A 17,237-nucleotide genomic window follows, 5' to 3' on the forward strand; every position below is an offset into this window, starting at 1 on the left:
GCATTGTAACGAATTAGTCCGGCCCGGGCAGCCGGGAATTTGGCCGCTGTAGTTAGATGCCTTGTATACAAGGAGGGCAATAGTTATAGTCTCAAAAACAATAAAGCCATAATCGCTGGCCCGCGAGGAAATATGACTATGAATATCCGGCAGCTCCACTATTCGTTTCTCTTCGGTCTGTTGCTTCTGAGCGGCGTTGCGCAGGCCGCGCCTGATCCTTCTGCCGAACAGCCCATCTATCGCGATACCCAGCGTTCATTCGAGGAGCGTGCGGCTGATCTGGTGGCGCATATGACGCTGGAAGAAAAGATCGGGCAGATGATGAACAACGCTCCCGCCATCCCACGTCTGAACGTGCCTACCTATGAGTGGTGGAACGAAGCTTTACACGGTGTGGCCCGTGCCGGTTCGGCGACGGTTTTTCCCCAGGCGATCGGGTTGGCAGCTACTTTTGACCCGGAGTTGATGGGCGAGGTCGCGGAAGTGATTGGCAATGAAGGGCGGGCCAAGCACCACGAGTTTGCCAGTCGTGGCCTGCGTCTGCGCTATCAGGGGCTGACCTTTTGGTCGCCCAATATCAATATCTTTCGCGATCCCCGCTGGGGACGCGGCCAGGAAACCTACGGTGAAGATCCCTTCCTCACCTCGCAAATGGGGGTGGCCTTTGTCAAAGGCTTGCAGGGTGACCACCCGAAATATCGCAAGGTAGACGCGACAGCCAAACACTTTGCGGTGCACAGCGGGCCGGAAGCAGATCGCCATTATTTTGATGTGCATCCCAGCGAGCGCGATCTCTACGAAACCTATCTCCCCGCATTTCGTGCACTGGTGCAGGATGCGCAGGTAGCGTCCGTCATGGGTGCTTACAATCGGGTGTATGGCGAGTCCGCCTCCGCCAGTCAACGTCTGCTGATTGATATCCTGCGTAAAGACTGGGGCTTTGATGGCTATGTCGTCTCCGATTGCGACTCCATCGAAGACATCTACCGCTACCACAAGATTGTCTCCACCTCGGAGGCGGCTGCGGCGCTCGGTGTTAAAAAGGGTACTGAGTTAAATTGTGGCAGAACCTATGAAGCCTTGCTCGGTGCCGTCAAGCAAGCGCTGATCAGCGAGGCAGAGATTGACGCGGCTCTGATTCGTTTGATGTACACCCGTTTTCGTCTGGGCATGTTTGACCCGGCTGAACAGGTGCCATTTGCGCAAATTCCCTATTCGGTAAACCAGGCACCGGCGCACGATCAACTGGCGCGCCGGGCGGCGCAATCTTCAATGGTGTTGCTGAAAAACACCGGTGCGCTGCCGCTCGCCAAAGACATCGGCACCCTCGCGGTTATCGGCCCGACGGCTGACGATGTCATGTCGCTACTGGGCAATTACTACGGCACACCCGCTGCACCGGTGACCGTCTTGCAGGGCATTCGTGCTGCTGTTTCTCCCAACACCAAGGTGCTCTATGCGCGCGGCGCTGACCTGGTACAGGGGCGCGAAGAGCCGCGCGCTGCGCCGGTCATTGAACCGGCATTTTTACGGCCTGCCGCCGATGCGAAGCAGCAGGGACTACAGGCGGAATATTTTCGCGGTATGGAATTGCAGGGCAAACCGGTGCTGACCCGCATCGATCCCCGGGTCGCTTTTCGCTGGGATCGCGGCTCGCCTACCGATGATCTGGTCGCGCGCGGTGAACTGGATATGGCGCAAGGTCTGGCTGGTGATGGTTTCAGTGTGCGCTGGACGGGCGAATTGATGCCGCCAGTTACTGGCCGTTATGAAATCAGTGTGGGCGCTAACGATGGTTTCCGTTTGTCCCTGGATGGCAAAACCCTTATCGATGCCTGGCAATTGGCCGAGCGCGTGCATAGCAAAAGCGTCTTTGTCGATCTTGAAGCGGGTCAGGCTTATCCCATCACCCTTGAATATTTTGAAGACGCCCGCGATGCCGAGATTCGTCTGGCCTGGCGGATGCCCGGTGCAAAATCACCCTACGAAGAAGCTATGGCCGCCGCGCAGGCAGCCGAGGTTATTGTATTCGTTGGTGGCTTGACCGGTGACGTGGAAGGCGAAGAGATGAAGGTGAACTATCCCGGTTTTGCCGGTGGTGATCGCACGGACCTTCGTCTACCGGCGCCGCAACAAAAATTGCTGGAAGCGCTACACGCAACGGGCAAGCCTGTGGTGCTCGTGCTGACCAGCGGTTCTGCACTGGCGGTGGATTGGGCCCAGGAAAAACTGCCCGCGATCCTGCTGGCCTGGTACCCCGGCCAGCGCGGTGGTAATGCCGTCGCCGATGTTTTATTCGGTGATGTGAATCCCGCAGGCCGTTTGCCGGTTACCTTTTATAAAGCCGACGAAAAACTCCCGCCGTTTGACGACTACGACATGAAAGGACGCACCTACCGCTACTTTACTGGAGAGCCTCTGTATCCCTTCGGCCATGGGTTGTCCTACACCCGTTTTCAGTATTCAGGATTAACACTGGATAATCGCAAGCCCGCGATAGAGGATGAGGTGAGTGTGTCGGTGCAGGTAAAAAATACCGGCAAACGCGCGGGTGACGAAGTGGTGCAACTCTACGTTCATCCGCTGGACCCGCAGCGCGAACGCGCCCAGCAGGAATTGCGCGGTGTGGCACGGGTGAACCTGCAACCGGGCGAGACACAGCGAGTGAGTTTTACGCTCAAGCCGGCCCGGGATTTTACCCACTACGATGACCAGAAAAATACCTACGCGGTTGATCCCGGTCGTTATGAAATTCAGGTGGGCGCGTCCAGTCAGGATGTGCGGCAACGTCAAACCCTGACTGTGGCCAGCCCATAACGGGGATTGCAGTTTTAACGGCTTCATTGCATGCTTGCGCGCTGATCGTGTTACTGAGGACGCTAGCGTGCAAGATGCCAATGAACTGAAACACATTCTCGATTCCCGCATTCCCCTGGTGGTGATCGAGACCTTCGAAGAAAAAAAAGCGCTGGATGTGTTGCTGCGTGTGGCGAACAAACACAGCAAGGATTTGTATCGTTGGTCGGTGACCGAGGGGCTGTCGCGCATGAGCTTCGGCCCGCAACTGGTGCCGCGCGGTAGCGAGCACAATAATGCGGAAGAAGCGCTGAAACATATTAAAAGCCAGACCCAGCCGGGTATCTACGCGCTGTGTGATCTGCATCCCTTTTTAGCGGACCAGCCGAATGTGGTGCGCTTGCTGAAAGACATTGCTCTCAATCATTTTGCGGTACCGCACACGCTGGTGTTTTTAAGTTATCAATTGCGTTTGCCACCGGAATTATCGCGCTACAGCGTTTCCTATTCTCTGAGTTTGCCCACCGACGACAAGCTCATGGAGATTATTCGCGAAGAAGCCAAAGACTGGTCTGACCGCCATGCCGGTACGCGGGTAAAAACCGACAACCTCACCCTGAAAAAACTCGTCAGCAATTTACAAGGCATGAGCGTGAGCGACGCGCGGCGTTTAGTGCGCGGCGCCATCTGGAACGACGGCGCCTTAACTGAAGATGATTTGCCGCGTATCAACAAAGCCAAGTTCGCGCTGCTGGATATGGAAGGCGTGATGAACTTTGAACCGCAAACCGAAAACTTTTCGCAAGTGGGTGGTTTGCACAATTTAAAACGCTGGCTGATGGCGCGCCGCGAAGCCTTCTGCAGTGATGACAGTAATCTGGATCGGCCCAAAGGTATTTTGCTGCTGGGTGTGCAAGGCGGTGGTAAAAGTTTGGCCGCCAAAGCGGTGGCGAGTTTGTGGGGCATTGCCTTGCTGCGACTGGATGTGGGCGCGCTCTACAACAAATATCACGGTGAAACCGAACGCAATCTGCGCGAAGCCTTGAAGCTGGCAGATGCCATGTCACCCTGCGTTTTATGGCTCGATGAAATTGAAAAAGGCATGAGTCAGGGCAGCAGCGATAATGGCACATCGCAACGTTTGTTAGGGACGTTGCTGACCTGGATGGCCGAACGCCGCACGCGCGTGTTTATCGTGACCACCAGTAACGACATCAGCCAATTGCCGCCGGAGCTAATTCGTAAGGGACGGCTGGATGAAATCTTTTTTGTCGATCTGCCGGATGCGGAAGTGCGCAAGGATATCTTTGCGATTCATTTGAATAAACGTAATTGCCTTGCGGATCAGTTCGACTTGCAACAGCTGTCGGTGGCGAGTGAAGGGTTTTCCGGCTCTGAAATTGAGCAGGCGATTGTGGCGGCTTTGTATAACGCGGCGTCGCAAGGCAAAGCGGTGGATACGCAATTGTTGTTGCAGGAAATTGCGTCCACCAGTCCCTTGTCGGTGGTCATGGCGGAGCAAATTAATCAGCTGCGTCATTGGGCGGCGGATCGTACGATTCCGGCGTGATGGGTTGTCTGTGTTGCTCCGGCGAGAGATGTCGGATTACGCCGCTGGGCGGCTAATCCGACACCACCCCCCGTTTTTACTCCACACCCTCCATCACCACTAACGTCTGCCCCGCCTGCACACGCGAACCTTCCGTTTTCAACACTTGCACAACCTTACCCGCACAGGGCGCGGTGATGTTGATCTCCATCTTCATCGACTCAAGGATCAATAACACATCGCCTGCATTAACCACCTGGCCGAGTTGGATTTGCGTTTGCCACACACTGCCGGAGACCGAACTATCCACACAAACAGCGCCGTCGGGAATATCGCTCGCGGCGGTTTCTTCAACAACCTCCGCTTGCTCATAATTAAACTGCCCGTTCGCATGCCAGCGTGCCAACTCTTCATCGAAAGCCTGTTCGCGTTGCTGCGTAAATTCAGCGATGTCTTGCGAGTTTTGTTCGAGAAAGGTTTCATACTCTTTTAAACTGAATTGGCTTTCTTCAATGCGCAAAGGGTAACGGCCCTGCGGAAAATCACGGCGAATATCTTGTAATTCTGCATTGGATACTTCGTAAAACCGAATCTGGTCAAAGAAGCGCAGCAGCCAGGGCTCGGCAAATTCTCTGGTTTGGCGATAGCGGTTCCACATCTGCAAAGTGCGCCCGACAAATTGATAACCGCCGGGGCCTTCCATGCCGTAAACGCATAAATACGAACCGCCAATACCGACAGAATTTTCCGCTGTCCAGGTACGGGCTGGATTGTATTTGGTGGTTACCAGCCGATGGCGTGGGTCAGTCGGCGTCGCCACGGGCGCGCCGAGATAAACATCGCCGAGGCCCATCACCAGATAAGACGCGCTGAACAAAATGTCTTTCACGTCCTGAATGGAATTCAGCCCATTGATGCGTCGGATAAATTCCAGGTTACTCGGACACCAAGGCGCGTTAGCGCGCACGGACTGCATGTATTTTTGAATAGCCTGCTGGCAGGCTTCGTCATCCCAGCTCAACGGTAAATACACGATGCGCGAGGGCACGCTTAATTCGGCGAGCTGTTGCGCAAGCGCGTGCTCACCGCGCTGCAAGTGGTCGAGTAGTTGCGCCAGTGACAGGGTTTGGCTGTCGTAATGAACCTGCAAGGAACGGATGCCGGGTGTGAGTTCGCGCAAGCCGGGCAGTGAGTTTTTTTGCAGCCATTGCATAAGGGCATGGGCGCGAAAACGCAGTTTAATATCCAGTTCCAGTGGGCCATATTCAACTAACAAAAAATGATCGCCGGCTACGCGGTAAACGATATCTTCTCCGCAGGTTTCTGCACTCAGCCGCGCCACAATAGGCGAGGGCAGTTCCGTCACGGTGACTAAAGCTGCGGGTGATGGATCAACAAGATGTTGCAAACTTTTTTTCTGTGCGGCTTCAATGGCAACAGCGGTATCGACGTTAACAGGAATAAAACGAATCTTATCGCCCGCGCGCAATTGACCGAGTTTCCAAAGGTCAGCGGTAATCACCGTGGCCGGGCAAACAAATCCGCCGAGTGACGGCCCGTCGGGGCCGAGGATCACCGGCATATCGCCGGTAAAATCCACCGTACCGAAAGCGTAAGCGTTGTCGTGAATATTCGACGGATGCATACCGGCTTCGCCACCGGACGTGCGTGCCCATTGCGGCTTGGGACCAATCAGGCGCACACCGGTGCGGCTGGAGTTGTAATGCACTTCCCAATTGTGATTAAAGAATTGTTGAATATCCTCGTCGGTAAAAAAATCCGGCGCACCGTGTGGGCCATAGATAACGCGCACTTGCCATTGATTGGTGATCACCGGTTTTAACGCATCGGGGCATGGCGTGATAGATTCACTGCGTTGGCAACGGTTTTTATCCAGCGCCAGGACATCACCCGCGCGTAACGCGCGCCCATTGTGGCCACCGAATTGGCCCAGCGTAAAGGTGGCCTTGGCTGCGAGATAATCCGGACATTGAATCCCGCCCGCCACACATAGATATGCGCGTGCACCTTGTTCCGTAATTCTTCCGAGCTGCAATTGCTGACCCGCAGCAACATTCACCACGTCATAAACCGCAAGCGGTTGGCCATCCAGTTTTGCTTCAATGGCTGCACCGGTTAACACGATGGTTGTCGGACAACTGAATTTCAGCGTTGGCCCTTGCAAGGTAATTTCCAGGCCGGCGGCGGTGTCGCTGTTGCTTAACAAGCGGTTGCCGAGACGAAATGAATAATTATCGAAGGGTCCAGACGTGGGCACGCCCACATGCCAATAACCGCAGCGGCCCGGATAATCCTGGATCGTGGTTTGGGTGCCGCCCTGAATCACGTCGATGCGGGCCGGCTGATACACAAATTGATTGAGGTAACGTGTGGTCATCTTCCCGCTGCGCAAGGTTTCATCTTTCAAGAGTGCGCGCAGATAACCGAGGTTGGTTTCTATTCCGTACAAGCTGGACGCTTCCAGTGTGTCAGCGAGTTTTTTTAACGCGGCCTCGCGCGATTTATCATGCACAATTACCTTGGCCAGCATGGGATCAAAATACGCAGGTACGTCAATACCGCTTTCAATCCAGTGGTCGATTCGCACACCGGTTTGAGCTACAGGCCAAACCACTCGGCTGAGTAAACCCGCGCAAGGTTGAAAATGTTGTGCGGGATCTTCAGCGTAGACGCGCACTTGAATAGCGTGGCCTTTAGCGGTCAACTGATTGCGCAATACAACAATATCACCCAGTTCACCCGCCGCTTGCCGCAGCATCCATTCCACCAGATCCACGCCCCAGACTTCTTCGGTCACGCCGTGTTCGACCTGCAAGCGCGTGTTGACTTCAAGGAAATAAAATTTTTCTTCCTGCGCGTCGTAAATAAATTCTACGGTGCCCGCATTGCGATAATTCACCGACGCCAGTAGTTGTTCAGCAGTGCGTTGCATGGCGGCCCGCTGCGTTTCAGGCAGGTTCGGTGCCGGGCACTCTTCAACCACTTTTTGGTTGCGACGCTGGCTGGAACAATCGCGTTCGCCGATGGCGACGGCCTTGCCTTTACCATCGCCGAAGATCTGCACTTCGATATGACGCGCGGCGGCAATAAATTTTTCCAGGAACACGCCGTCATCGGCGAAGTTGTTTGCCCCCAGTCGCTTCACACTATCAAACGCACTGACCAATTCCATCTCGCTTTGACACAGCTGCATGCCAATGCCACCACCGCCTGCAGTGCTCTTCAGCATCACAGGATAGCCGATAACCGCTGCAGCCTGCTTCGCGTCGTTGATATCTTTTAATAAATCGGTGCCGGGACACAAAGGCACACTCGCGGCTTGAGCCAGTTCCCGCGCTTTATGTTTTAAACCGAAGGTTACCATCTGCTCCGCTGTGGGGCCGATAAATACCAGACCGGCCGCTTCGCATTCCGCAACGAAGCTGGCGTTTTCGCTTAAGAAACCGTAACCGGGATGAATAGCTTGCGCACCGCTTTGTTGTGCGACAGCCAGAATTTTTTTGCGGTCCAGGTAAGTGTGTGCCGCTGCACCTTCGCCGAGGCAAAAGGCTTCATCGGCAAGGCGAACATGCAGGGAATCGCGATCGGATTCTGCATAGATAGCCACGGATTGAATATTGAGTTTTTTTAACGTGCGGATAATACGAACAGCGATAGCGCCACGATTGGCGATTAATACCTTGGTAAACATGTCAGCTCCAGCGGGCCGTCCCGCAGGGTTTTCTTACGACAGTGGTCGTCCACTGAAGAGGCAGCTCTTTTAATTCCACACCAACACTTCAATGGGCGTTGGGTTGTAACCATTGCAGGGATTGTTAAGTTGCGGGCAATTGGAAATCAATATGACGATATCCATCTTCGCGGTCAGCTCAACATATTTTCCCGGTGCCGAAATACCGTCGGCAAAGGTCAAGCCGCCGTCGCTGGTGACCGGCACATTCATAAAAAAATTGATGTTGTGGGTAATGTCGCGTTTGCTGATGCGAAATTCCGGATGTTCGGCAATGGCGAGCATCCAGCTGTCGCGGCAGGCGTGCATGCAGCGTTTTTCCAGGCTGTAGCGCACCGTATTACTTTCTGTTGCACAGGCGCCGCCCAGGGTATCGTGACGGCCACAGGTATCGGCCACAATTTCCAGCATCTCGCGGTTGTTATTGGAGATTAATTTGCTCCCGCCGCTGAGGTATACATTTCCCTGAGTGCGAATCGTATCCGTCGCGCTGTAGCGCTCGCTGGGATTCTGCGCGTTATAAAAAAGTACATCTGCTGCCTGATTACCTTCAAGATCAACCAGGCGTAGCGTTTGGCCTTGTTTAATTTCTCCCAGAAAATAATCCCCCGCGCCGACCCAATGGCGCGCAGCGGCCTGTTCCGGATTACGTTGACTTTCAATCAGCATAGTAATGCTCCGACAATAATTTTTCATTTCAAACGACAACGCGCCTGCATTGACCAAAAATGTCGGATTACGCCTTTGGCTAATCCGACCTACGGGTAATACTTTCATGTTCCAGTAGGTCGGATTAGGCGAAGCGCCGTAATCCGACAAATTGTTACAAGTAGTACAAATGGTTATTCATAAAGCCGCGCTGATTTTCCGGCCGAAAATTTTTGCAATAATCGTCATCGTAAACCGGATCAGCTTTACCTAATTCAATACTCACCGCTTTAAAGGGATAATGTTCGGCGTTATCTAACGGATGCGGACACGTGTGCAGTACCACCAGCGTGTCCATCTCAAAACGCAAGGTCACCTGCTGGCCGGGTTTGGACGCGTTGGTATCGAGCTGAATATTGCCCGCATCATCAGTCACCACTTTGCTGAACCAATTCATATTGGCTGCCATATCGGCCGGGCCTAAACCGTATTTGGCCAGTTCCACCAGAAACGCATCGTAGCCATTTTGCAGCCAGTCGTTGCGTTGGGTTTGGTAATCGCGTTTACCCCATTTCTTTTCAACCAAGGCAGCGTTGCTGTTACCGCACACGGTATCGTGCCAGTGGCTATCGTCTTCGATGATCGACGCAAAAATTCGACCCATATCGGAATACAAGCAATTACCGCGTTGCAATTTAAAGGTGTGTTGACACTTCAAGGTATCCGGCGCGTTGTAGCGCTCCAGCAAATTGCGTGGGTTATAAAACAGCATACCGACGTTGGCGCCACCGTCGATGTCGGTCAGACGCATCAGTGAACCGCGCCGCATTTCCAGTGACCAGTGAGCATTGCCGGGTAATTGGGTGGTGTAAATAATCTCGCTCATGGCTAGCGTTATTCCTGTTCTGTTAAGGCTTGCAAATCTTTGGGTACGACAACTTTTTGCCGGGTGATAGGTAAGTCGTAGGTGATGTTGGCGCCGTAGGCGGTCGGCGCCTGGTTGTCGCGACGCAATTTGTCGAACACCCACAGGCGTGTGCCGAGATAAAAGCCTTCGCTTAAATCGTGGGTCACCATAAACACGGTCAGCTGGTGTTCCTGCCAGAGTTTTAATACCAGCTGATGCATGTCCGCACGAATGCCCGGATCAAGCGCGCCGAAAGGTTCGTCCAACAACAAGATGCGCGGCCGGCGAATCAGTGCCTGGGCAATGGCAAGCCGCTGTTTCATGCCGCCGGATAATTCATGGGGATAACGTTGCAATGCCGGTGTTAAACCAACCGTGTCGATCAACGCTTTCGCTTCATCTTCCACACGCCGCTTTGCGCCGCCGAATAATTTCCCCAATAACGGTGCACGCTCAAATTCCCGCGCAAGGATCACGTTTTGCAAGACGGTCAGATGCGGAAAAACCGAATACTGTTGAAACACAATGCCGCGCGATTGATCCGGTTCGCTGGGAATCGGTTGGCCATCCAGCAAGAGTTCGCCGGAAGAGGGCGACTCCATCCCCAGTAACATCTTTAAAAAGGTGCTTTTGCCACACCCGGAGGTGCCGACCATGGTAATAAATTCACCGGCGTTGACGCTGACGTTCATGCGCTCCAGCACGACGTTATCGCCGTATTGTTTCCACAAATTTTTAGCCTGAATCATGGGAGCCTGTTTCATTTGCCGGCCTCCTGATGATGCCAGGTAAAACAATGCCTGCTGATGCGGTCGAGCAGCCAATCGAGCAAAAATGCGAGAAACGTAATCCAGGCTACGTAGGGCAGAATGACATCCATGGACATATAACGGCGGACTAAAAAGATGCGGTAACCCAGGCCGTCAGTGGAAGCTATAGCTTCTGCGGCAATTAAAAACAACCAGGCGGTACACAGGGATAAACGCACTGAGCTGATCAAGCGCGGCAGCATCTGCGGAATTAAAACCCGCACAAGAATTTGCCAGCTGGACGCACCCAGGGTTTGTGCTTTTACCAGTTGTTCAAGAGGAATTTCCAGTGTGCTGCGTTGGATATCGCGCGCAATAAAAGGCGCGACACCGATAACAATCAATGCCACTTTCGAGAGTTCGCCCAAGCCGAACACAATAAACAGCACTGGCAAAATGGCCATGGGTGGAATCAACGAAATCACTGTAAGTAACGGCGCTAAAGGTGCATAAACCGTTGGAATGGCACCGGTCAGAATGCCCAGCGAAAAGCCGATCAGAGCGGCGATGCCCATCCCCAGCGCAAGCCGTTGCAAACTGCTTAAGGTGTCCTGCCAGAATAAATATTCGCCGGTACGTTTGCTTTCTTCAAATGCCAGATTGTTGATGGCACTGCCCATCTGCGCAAAACTTGGCAGCAATTTATCGCTGGCGTTTTCCGCGAGGCGCGCATCTGAAGCGATCAGGTAAACCAGCAGGATAAGTGCAAAAGGCAGGATGCCCAGCAAGACTCTGGCGGGTTTTGAGGGCGTCAGGTTAATCAGCCGTTTCATAAAAATCCTGTGAATGTGCTGTTGGGATTTCGTTTCAAAAAAACATGTCATGTTGGTCTTCATGTAGGTCGGATTAGCGCAGCGTAATCCGACACTGACCTTCAAAAGTTTCAAATTTTTATTGTGTGTAACGCGTTTTTAACACTTGTATTGTCGGATTACGCTGCGCTAATCCGACCTACGTTTGCCCGATTACAACTTGCCGTCGGCGGCCATTTGCATATAGGTGGTGTCGAAACGCAATTTGATATTTTTCTTATTGCCGTACACACCTTCCGGGCCTTCAACGCCGATAAAGGTTGCATCCGGTGCGCCTTCGCCGAGCAGGCCATGTTCGAAGGAAAACTCCGCCACTTTTTTCATGGTGCCCAACAATTCATCGCTGTTCACCAAAGCGAGTGCGTCGGCGGGTTTGTAGAACATCTTGGTGCTGGCCAATTGCGATTCATAACCAGCCAGGTCAGTGCCGGACGCAACCGCCATAGCTGTGCGCGCCGCAACACCGGCTTTGTCTTGTGCGCTCATCACACCCATGATTTCATACCAGGCGCCGACCAGGGCTTTACCCAAGGCAGGGTTCTTTTTCAGTGTGTCGGTATTGATGATCAGCAGGTCCATGATCTCGCCGGGAATTTTCGAGGAATCAAACACCATACTGCTGTTGGGTTGAGAAAGGATTTCGCTGAGCAACGGATTCCAGGTGGTCACGGCGGTGACATCTTTGGTGCCGTAAACCGCCACCATATCCGCGTCTGATGTGTTAACAACTTTGATATCCGACTCTTTCAAACCGACGGTTTCCAAACCGCGCGCCAGCAGGTAATGAGATACGCTCAACTCCACCAGGTTAACGTTTTGGCCTTTGATATCTTTCAGGGTTTTGTTTGCGCCTTTAAGCACCACACCGTCGTTGCCGTTAGAAAAATCACCGACGATTAATGCTGTGCTGTCGACGCCGCCCGCTGCCGGAATCGTCAGCGCATCCATGTTGGTCATGCTGCAGGCGTCGAATTGGCCAGCGGTGTATTGATTGATGGATTCGATGTAATCGTTGATCTGGGTAACTTCGATCTCGATGCCGTATTTCTTCGCCCATTTATCAATAATTTTTTGATCAGCGCCGTAGCCCCAGGGCATCCAGCCGACGTAGATAGACCAACAGATCTTGAATGGCTCTGCCGCAGCGGCAGAAGTAGAAAGAAGCAGCGCGATGATAAGAGTGGTCAGGCGCGACATGGCAAACCTCCAGTGGTTACATCGGTTTATTAGGAGCACTCTGGCTGTTAGCTGCAAAGCAGCTTGATCAGGCCATTCGTCTCCCGGGCTTTTGTCCCGCCGTGTAACCTCGAAACCGATTGGCCAAGTCGCCAAAACTGTCGGTTTTTTTTACTTTGAGGTCGAAAGCTCTCGGACCAGTCACTGTGTGTATCAGCCGGAACCCTAGCTTTCTATTGCAAATTGTCTTTCGTCCTGAACACCCAGAGTGCGGACAAGTGGTTCGACATAGCATTTAGCAATATGAGTACCAGGTTGCTTATAACCCTGTAAAACAAGGATTTCTTTACAAATTTCACCGAAAAGAAGGATGAAGCAAATAGGTTTGTGAACCAGTTTGGTGCGATTGCTTTGCAGATTTGTCATTTCATGGTGCAAATTGGTGGGGTGTATGTGACGTGTAATTCAAAGAAAAAGTGAAGTAGGTACACATCTTGGAGTGAAAATTGCTCGGAACTTGGGATGATTGCGAAGCGCATCAAACTGGGGACGGTTCGCAGAGGTTTTTGGGGTGAACGGCGGGAATGGCGGCAAGTTGGCAGTAAGAGCGTGACCCTTGTCGCATTCAGTAGCTTAATTTGCATAAGCTGCTAATATTTCCGCAGTGTTACGCAAATTAAGGTGCCAGCTTTCGGATGCCTGTAGGGCTCCAGCTTCACTGGTAATCGACCCAAAGGACACAACAACCGGATCACAACCGGCAGGCAATACCCAGTCAGCAGTTACAAGCACAGGGTTGGGATATGAAAATTATGGATAAGAATTTCGGTAAATCTTCCTTAAATAAGCCGGGGAGCGATCGAGAACAGCCGATGACGCCAACATTAACTGAGCAACAGGTTGTTCAGCACCTCAAGCATTGCCGCGACCTGACCCGGAGTTTTGCCTACCGCGCATTCCCCCATTTTTGGCAGCAATGGCTCAAGGTCATGATGGAACATGCCGAGCGCGCCCGTTCCAACAAAGAGCAAGTCGCCTTATTCGAAATTCAAAACCTGCTCAATGCCGTGCAGCAAGCAGCGGAACATGAGTTCAGCCAACATCTGGGCAACGGCTTCGTTAAATTCAAGAACAAAACCCTTAACACCCTGACCGGCGAAGAACGCTTCAGTGGCGATATGTTATCGCTGGTCGAGCATTCCGACCTCGAAGAAACTATCGCCATCACCTCCATCACCCATCGCGCCGACGCCTTTTATGCTGAACCTTTATGGGCACTGCACCAGCGTTTAGCGCTGTTGAATGATGGCGAAAAGCTGGACGAACGCAGTAATCCCGCGAGCCCGGTACAATTTTGCGAGGCCCTGCGCAAAGTGCTTGCCAGCCTGGAGGTGGACGTTAAAACCAAGATCATCGGCTACAAAACCTTTGATCAGGAAGTTATTGGCAAGCTGGATGTGCTTTATGACGAGATGAACCATTACCTAATCGGCCACCAGCTGTTGCCCAACCTGAAGTTTGTAGCGGTAAATCAGGAAGGCGCTACGGCTCCGGGTCATGCCAAGGCCGGTGAAAACGCGCAGGATAATGAACTGGATGAGAGCCAGCAGCGCCGCCGCGCCAGTGATCGCTTGCTAACCGGCGAACTCAGCCCCAGCGATGTGCAATACCAATCCAGCCTGTTTGGCGCTATCCGTTTATTGCAGGCACACGTGAATCGCCAGGTGGCCAGCACCGCAACGAATGTGCCCCAGGCATTTACCGCCCAACAATTGCTTCACGCCAGCGGTATCGGCGGCGGCAACCCCGCCGTGATGAATGCACCGGTGCAACCCACACAAATCCTCACCAATGAACAACTGGTTGGCGTATTGCAACATCTCCAGGCCCAGGCGCTGAGCGCCACTCAGCAGGTGATGGCCGCTAACCCCAGCCCCGCCAACCTGAACCTGGTCGCCCTGCCGCCGCAAACCGTGGGTGATATCAGCCTGCAAATGCTGCAACAAATCGCGTCCCAGCGCGAAGACGGTGCGGTGACCTCTACGGATATGCAGACCATTGATCTGGTGGGGATGTTGTTTGAATACATGCTCTCGGACGATCACCTGCCTGATTCCATCAAGGCATTGTTGAGCTACCTGCACACGCCGTTTCTCAAGATCGCCTTTATCGACAAAGGCTTTTTTGAGCAACCGGAACACCCGGCACGCGTGTTGTTGAACAGCCTCGCCGAAGCCGGTGTGCGCTGGGTCGGCAACGACGGCAGCGAGCAGCACGATATCTACACCAAGATCAAAACCACGGTCTTCCGCCTGTTGGAAGAATTCAAGAACGATGTGCGCATCTTCGCCGAATTACTGCTGGAATTTAACGCCTACACCCACAACGTCGCCCGCCGTCAGGAGCTGATGGAGCGTCGCGCGATGGAGAAAGTGCAAGGTGAAGAAAAATTGCGCGAAGCCAAATTGCAAGTAAACCAGGAAGTCCGCAACCGCACCGATCACCGCGAGCTGCCCTCGGCTATTTTGTTGTTACTGTTGCAACCCTGGTCCGACTACATGTCCTTTGTGTTGCTGCGCTACGGCGATAACTCCGACAGCTGGCGCCGTTCGCTGGAAGTGGTCGATCAGTTGCTGTGGAGCATCGAGCCCAAAACCCTGCAGATCGACAAGCAACGCCAGATTGAATTGCACGTACCGCTGATGGCTGCGCTGGAGCGCGGCTTTGAAACCATCGGTTACGAACAGGGCAAAGGTCGCAAATTGATCGAAGCGGTCATCTCTTTACAAAAAATGGCACTGCAAAGTCGCAAAGCTGAGCCTGCACCGGCGCCAATGCGGACTAAACTGGAAAGTATGGCGGCAGAAAAAGCCGGACAAATGGTTGCCGCCAACGACCCGGTCACGCCGGAAGAAGCCAAGATTGTCGATAGCCTGAAGATGATTGAGTTTGGCACCTGGTTTGAATTCGAAGGTGGCAAACGCCTGAAAGTAGCCTGGTACAACAAGAAAACCCAGCATTACATGCTGGTGGATCAGCAGGGGCGTAAAGTCTCCCTGAGTGCCGGCTTACAACTCGCCCGCGACATGATCGCGGGCAAGGCCAAAGTCATCATCGGCAGCACCAAACCCTTCTTCGAACGTGCACTGGAAAATATTTACCAGACGCTCAACGAGCGTGCAGAGACGTTAAAGGTCGGGACAGCCCAATAATGACAGGAATATCCAACGACCGGGCGCTACAGCGCCACGGTATCAATGGCGCCGTCGATGTATACGACAGCCTGCGCGACGTATACATCGGCCGACTGGTCAACATCCACAGCGAAGGCCTGATGATCATCGGCGACGTGCGCCTCGAAGAAGACAAACTCTATAAACTCGACCTGCACCTGCCGGAACATCTCAACGGCCGCAACTCCATCCACATCGGCGTAGACTGCCTCTGGACCCGCAACGCCGACTACAACGGCAAACACTGGGCCGGTTTTAAAATTATTGATATCTCACCGCAGGGTGCGGAAGATATTGAGGCTTTGGTGGGGTTGTTGGGGGAGGGGTGATGTTGATGCTGAATGGGTGGCATCGGCAACATTCATTTTCTGCGGCACATGCTAATTGCACCACTGACTTTCACATGGCTCGCCATCGCCATTACCATCAGTCTGTTGATTGGGACAATTTGCTAGATAAAACATGGCCTCTTCACACGACGTCATCTGTGAGCAATGTGTTTTTCCTTGGCAGGAGAACTTAATACCGGGCGTTGTTGTATTGAAGCTGTTGCTTGTTGGCAGAGAATAGGGCTTATCTTTTTTGTAATAAAAAACGGCCAGCACACAAATGACTACGATAATAATTGGTGCCCAACTGAACTTTCCACTTTTTGGCTTTTTCTTGTGTGAATAAGAAACTCTTTGTAGCCCTTCTATCGTTACACATGCTGCTTTTTTCTTTCCAGACTCATCAGTAGTGATGTCATAGAACAACGTATCGCCTTCTTTTGGCCGTCTCGGCATCTTTTTCACAGCAGAAATATGGATAAATACCATCTCGGTTTCACTATGTTTTATGAAGCCGAAACCTCTGTCGTCATTCCATTTGGCAAGTATTCCTTTATGTTGCATGTTGCCTCTTTGGTGTGCGTAATTACTCTGATATGTGGTGTTGTCTAAATTCTCGATACAGCATAGTAGATAAACCAGCCAATGACACCCAGCATCACTACATTCAAAATATATTGATTAATTTTTGAGAATGTATTTCTGACTTCGGATACTGCATGATCCTGGGCGCTTCTGAACTCACCAATGTTGATGGGCGCTGCTGGTTCATAGTCTTCATTGCTTAATGCGATTAAAGCACACTGATATTGTTCATCCACTTCCGCCCAAATGGTGTAACAGTCAGCTGCCGGCATAGCGCCAATTGCAGGCCCTGAGTTCTCGCTGCCAATAAATATTGGTATACCGCGAAACTCTAAGCGATATTTGATTGATTGCGCTTCATCCAGATCGTGAACTTTGGTGAGTAGTTTCATAATATTATTCCATTCAAGTTATATCTGGGTTCCTTTGGTTTCTGGAAATGATCTTGCTATCGCAGATCAATTTTGATGTTCTTTAATCCCAAAAAAGAAGTTTCTATTCGGTAGGAATGGCAAGTTGATTAACAGACATTGCTGCTTGCATTTCGGCTTTGCAAGCATAGCGCATTGCGTGATTATCTGAAAATAGGTGCCATCCATATTGCCACTCGGTGTCATGTTTAACAGACACATATCTGAAAAA

At 52.4% G+C, this 17,237-nt stretch carries 12 protein-coding genes and 1 riboswitch; of the genes, 4 read left to right on the forward strand and 8 right to left on the reverse strand.

The window, feature by feature from the left end; genetic code table 11:
• The first annotated feature begins 138 nt into the window (after positions 1-138).
• Positions 139-2,817: a glycoside hydrolase family 3 C-terminal domain-containing protein gene (locus tag CBR65_RS19915; protein ID WP_087468481.1), complete on the forward strand. Its 2,679-nt coding sequence runs from the start codon at positions 139-141 to the stop codon at positions 2,815-2,817.
• A 67-nt stretch (positions 2,818-2,884) separates the two neighbouring features.
• Complete coding sequence (locus CBR65_RS19920) at positions 2,885-4,366, forward strand: AAA family ATPase (RefSeq protein WP_087468482.1); 1,482 nt, start codon at positions 2,885-2,887, stop codon at positions 4,364-4,366.
• Positions 4,367-4,442: 76 nt separating this feature from the next.
• On the opposite strand, the gene uca is transcribed toward CBR65_RS19920, so the two are convergent.
• From uca to CBR65_RS19950, 6 genes are all read right to left on the reverse strand, one after another.
• On the reverse strand, positions 4,443-8,057 hold the full coding sequence (gene uca / locus CBR65_RS19925; RefSeq protein WP_087468483.1) for an urea carboxylase: 3,615 nt from the start codon (positions 8,055-8,057) through the stop codon (positions 4,443-4,445).
• Between the two features lie 69 nt (positions 8,058-8,126).
• Positions 8,127-8,765, reverse strand: coding sequence for an urea amidolyase associated protein UAAP2 (locus CBR65_RS19930; RefSeq protein ID WP_087468484.1), 639 nt, complete (start codon positions 8,763-8,765; stop codon positions 8,127-8,129).
• Positions 8,766-8,919: 154 nt separating this feature from the next.
• The gene (locus tag CBR65_RS19935; protein WP_198300821.1) at positions 8,920-9,630 is read right to left on the reverse strand and encodes an urea amidolyase associated protein UAAP1; all 711 of its coding nucleotides are present in this window, start codon (positions 9,628-9,630) and stop codon (positions 8,920-8,922) included.
• An 8-nt stretch (positions 9,631-9,638) separates the two neighbouring features.
• Positions 9,639-10,415 carry an ABC transporter ATP-binding protein gene (locus tag CBR65_RS19940; RefSeq protein ID WP_232461257.1) on the reverse strand — a complete coding sequence of 259 codons (777 nt, stop codon included), beginning with the start codon at positions 10,413-10,415 and terminating at the stop codon, positions 9,639-9,641.
• A complete protein-coding gene (locus CBR65_RS19945) occupies positions 10,412-11,233 on the reverse strand; it encodes an ABC transporter permease (protein WP_087468485.1) in 822 nt (273 codons plus the stop codon). The genes CBR65_RS19940 and CBR65_RS19945 overlap by 4 nt, the downstream gene beginning before the upstream one ends.
• Before the next feature lie 192 nt (positions 11,234-11,425).
• Entirely contained in the window at positions 11,426-12,469 is a 1,044-nt protein-coding gene (locus CBR65_RS19950; RefSeq protein ID WP_087468486.1) for a putative urea ABC transporter substrate-binding protein, read from the reverse strand.
• Positions 12,470-12,547: 78 nt separating this feature from the next.
• A riboswitch (guanidine-I (ykkC/yxkD leader) is annotated at positions 12,548-12,688 on the reverse strand.
• 563 nt (positions 12,689-13,251) lie between these two features.
• Between CBR65_RS19950 and CBR65_RS19955 the strand changes: the two genes are divergently transcribed.
• Together CBR65_RS19955 and CBR65_RS19960 are read left to right on the forward strand one after the other, a co-directional pair.
• The gene (locus tag CBR65_RS19955; RefSeq protein WP_087468487.1) at positions 13,252-15,660 is read left to right on the forward strand and encodes a DUF1631 domain-containing protein; all 2,409 of its coding nucleotides are present in this window, start codon (positions 13,252-13,254) and stop codon (positions 15,658-15,660) included.
• A complete protein-coding gene (locus CBR65_RS19960; RefSeq protein ID WP_087468488.1) occupies positions 15,660-16,010 on the forward strand; it encodes a PilZ domain-containing protein in 351 nt (116 codons plus the stop codon). Before CBR65_RS19955 ends, CBR65_RS19960 begins: the two co-directional genes overlap by 1 nt.
• A 51-nt stretch (positions 16,011-16,061) precedes the next feature.
• Here the strand turns inward: CBR65_RS19960 and CBR65_RS19965 are convergent, their stop codons facing one another.
• Together CBR65_RS19965 and CBR65_RS19970 are read right to left on the reverse strand one after the other, a co-directional pair.
• Positions 16,062-16,574 carry a cold shock domain-containing protein gene (locus CBR65_RS19965; RefSeq protein WP_087468489.1) on the reverse strand — a complete coding sequence of 171 codons (513 nt, stop codon included), beginning with the start codon at positions 16,572-16,574 and terminating at the stop codon, positions 16,062-16,064.
• Positions 16,575-16,618: 44 nt separating this feature from the next.
• Positions 16,619-16,987: a hypothetical protein gene (locus tag CBR65_RS19970; RefSeq protein WP_087468490.1), complete on the reverse strand. Its 369-nt coding sequence runs from the start codon at positions 16,985-16,987 to the stop codon at positions 16,619-16,621.
• Positions 16,988-17,237: the final 250 nt, after the last annotated feature.

The sequence above is a fragment of the Cellvibrio sp. PSBB006 genome (assembly GCF_002162135.1).
Classification (GTDB): domain Bacteria; phylum Pseudomonadota; class Gammaproteobacteria; order Pseudomonadales; family Cellvibrionaceae; genus Cellvibrio.

What these genes read in the sequence shown, in the direction of transcription:
- CBR65_RS19915 (WP_087468481.1), top strand. Translation starts at nt 139, where the DNA reads ATGAATATCCGGCAGCTCCACTATTCGTTTCTCTTCGGTCTGTTGCTT.
- uca (WP_087468483.1), bottom strand. Translation starts at nt 8,057, where the DNA reads ATGTTTACCAAGGTATTAATCGCCAATCGTGGCGCTATCGCTGTTCGT.
- CBR65_RS19930 (WP_087468484.1), bottom strand. Translation starts at nt 8,765, where the DNA reads ATGCTGATTGAAAGTCAACGTAATCCGGAACAGGCCGCTGCGCGCCAT.
- CBR65_RS19935 (WP_198300821.1), bottom strand. Translation starts at nt 9,630, where the DNA reads ATGAGCGAGATTATTTACACCACCCAATTACCCGGCAATGCTCACTGG.
- CBR65_RS19940 (WP_232461257.1), bottom strand. Translation starts at nt 10,415, where the DNA reads ATGAAACAGGCTCCCATGATTCAGGCTAAAAATTTGTGGAAACAATAC.
- CBR65_RS19945 (WP_087468485.1), bottom strand. Translation starts at nt 11,233, where the DNA reads ATGAAACGGCTGATTAACCTGACGCCCTCAAAACCCGCCAGAGTCTTG.
- CBR65_RS19950 (WP_087468486.1), bottom strand. Translation starts at nt 12,469, where the DNA reads ATGTCGCGCCTGACCACTCTTATCATCGCGCTGCTTCTTTCTACTTCT.
- CBR65_RS19955 (WP_087468487.1), top strand. Translation starts at nt 13,252, where the DNA reads ATGAAAATTATGGATAAGAATTTCGGTAAATCTTCCTTAAATAAGCCG.
- CBR65_RS19960 (WP_087468488.1), top strand. Translation starts at nt 15,660, where the DNA reads ATGACAGGAATATCCAACGACCGGGCGCTACAGCGCCACGGTATCAAT.
- CBR65_RS19965 (WP_087468489.1), bottom strand. Translation starts at nt 16,574, where the DNA reads ATGCAACATAAAGGAATACTTGCCAAATGGAATGACGACAGAGGTTTC.
- CBR65_RS19970 (WP_087468490.1), bottom strand. Translation starts at nt 16,987, where the DNA reads ATGAAACTACTCACCAAAGTTCACGATCTGGATGAAGCGCAATCAATC.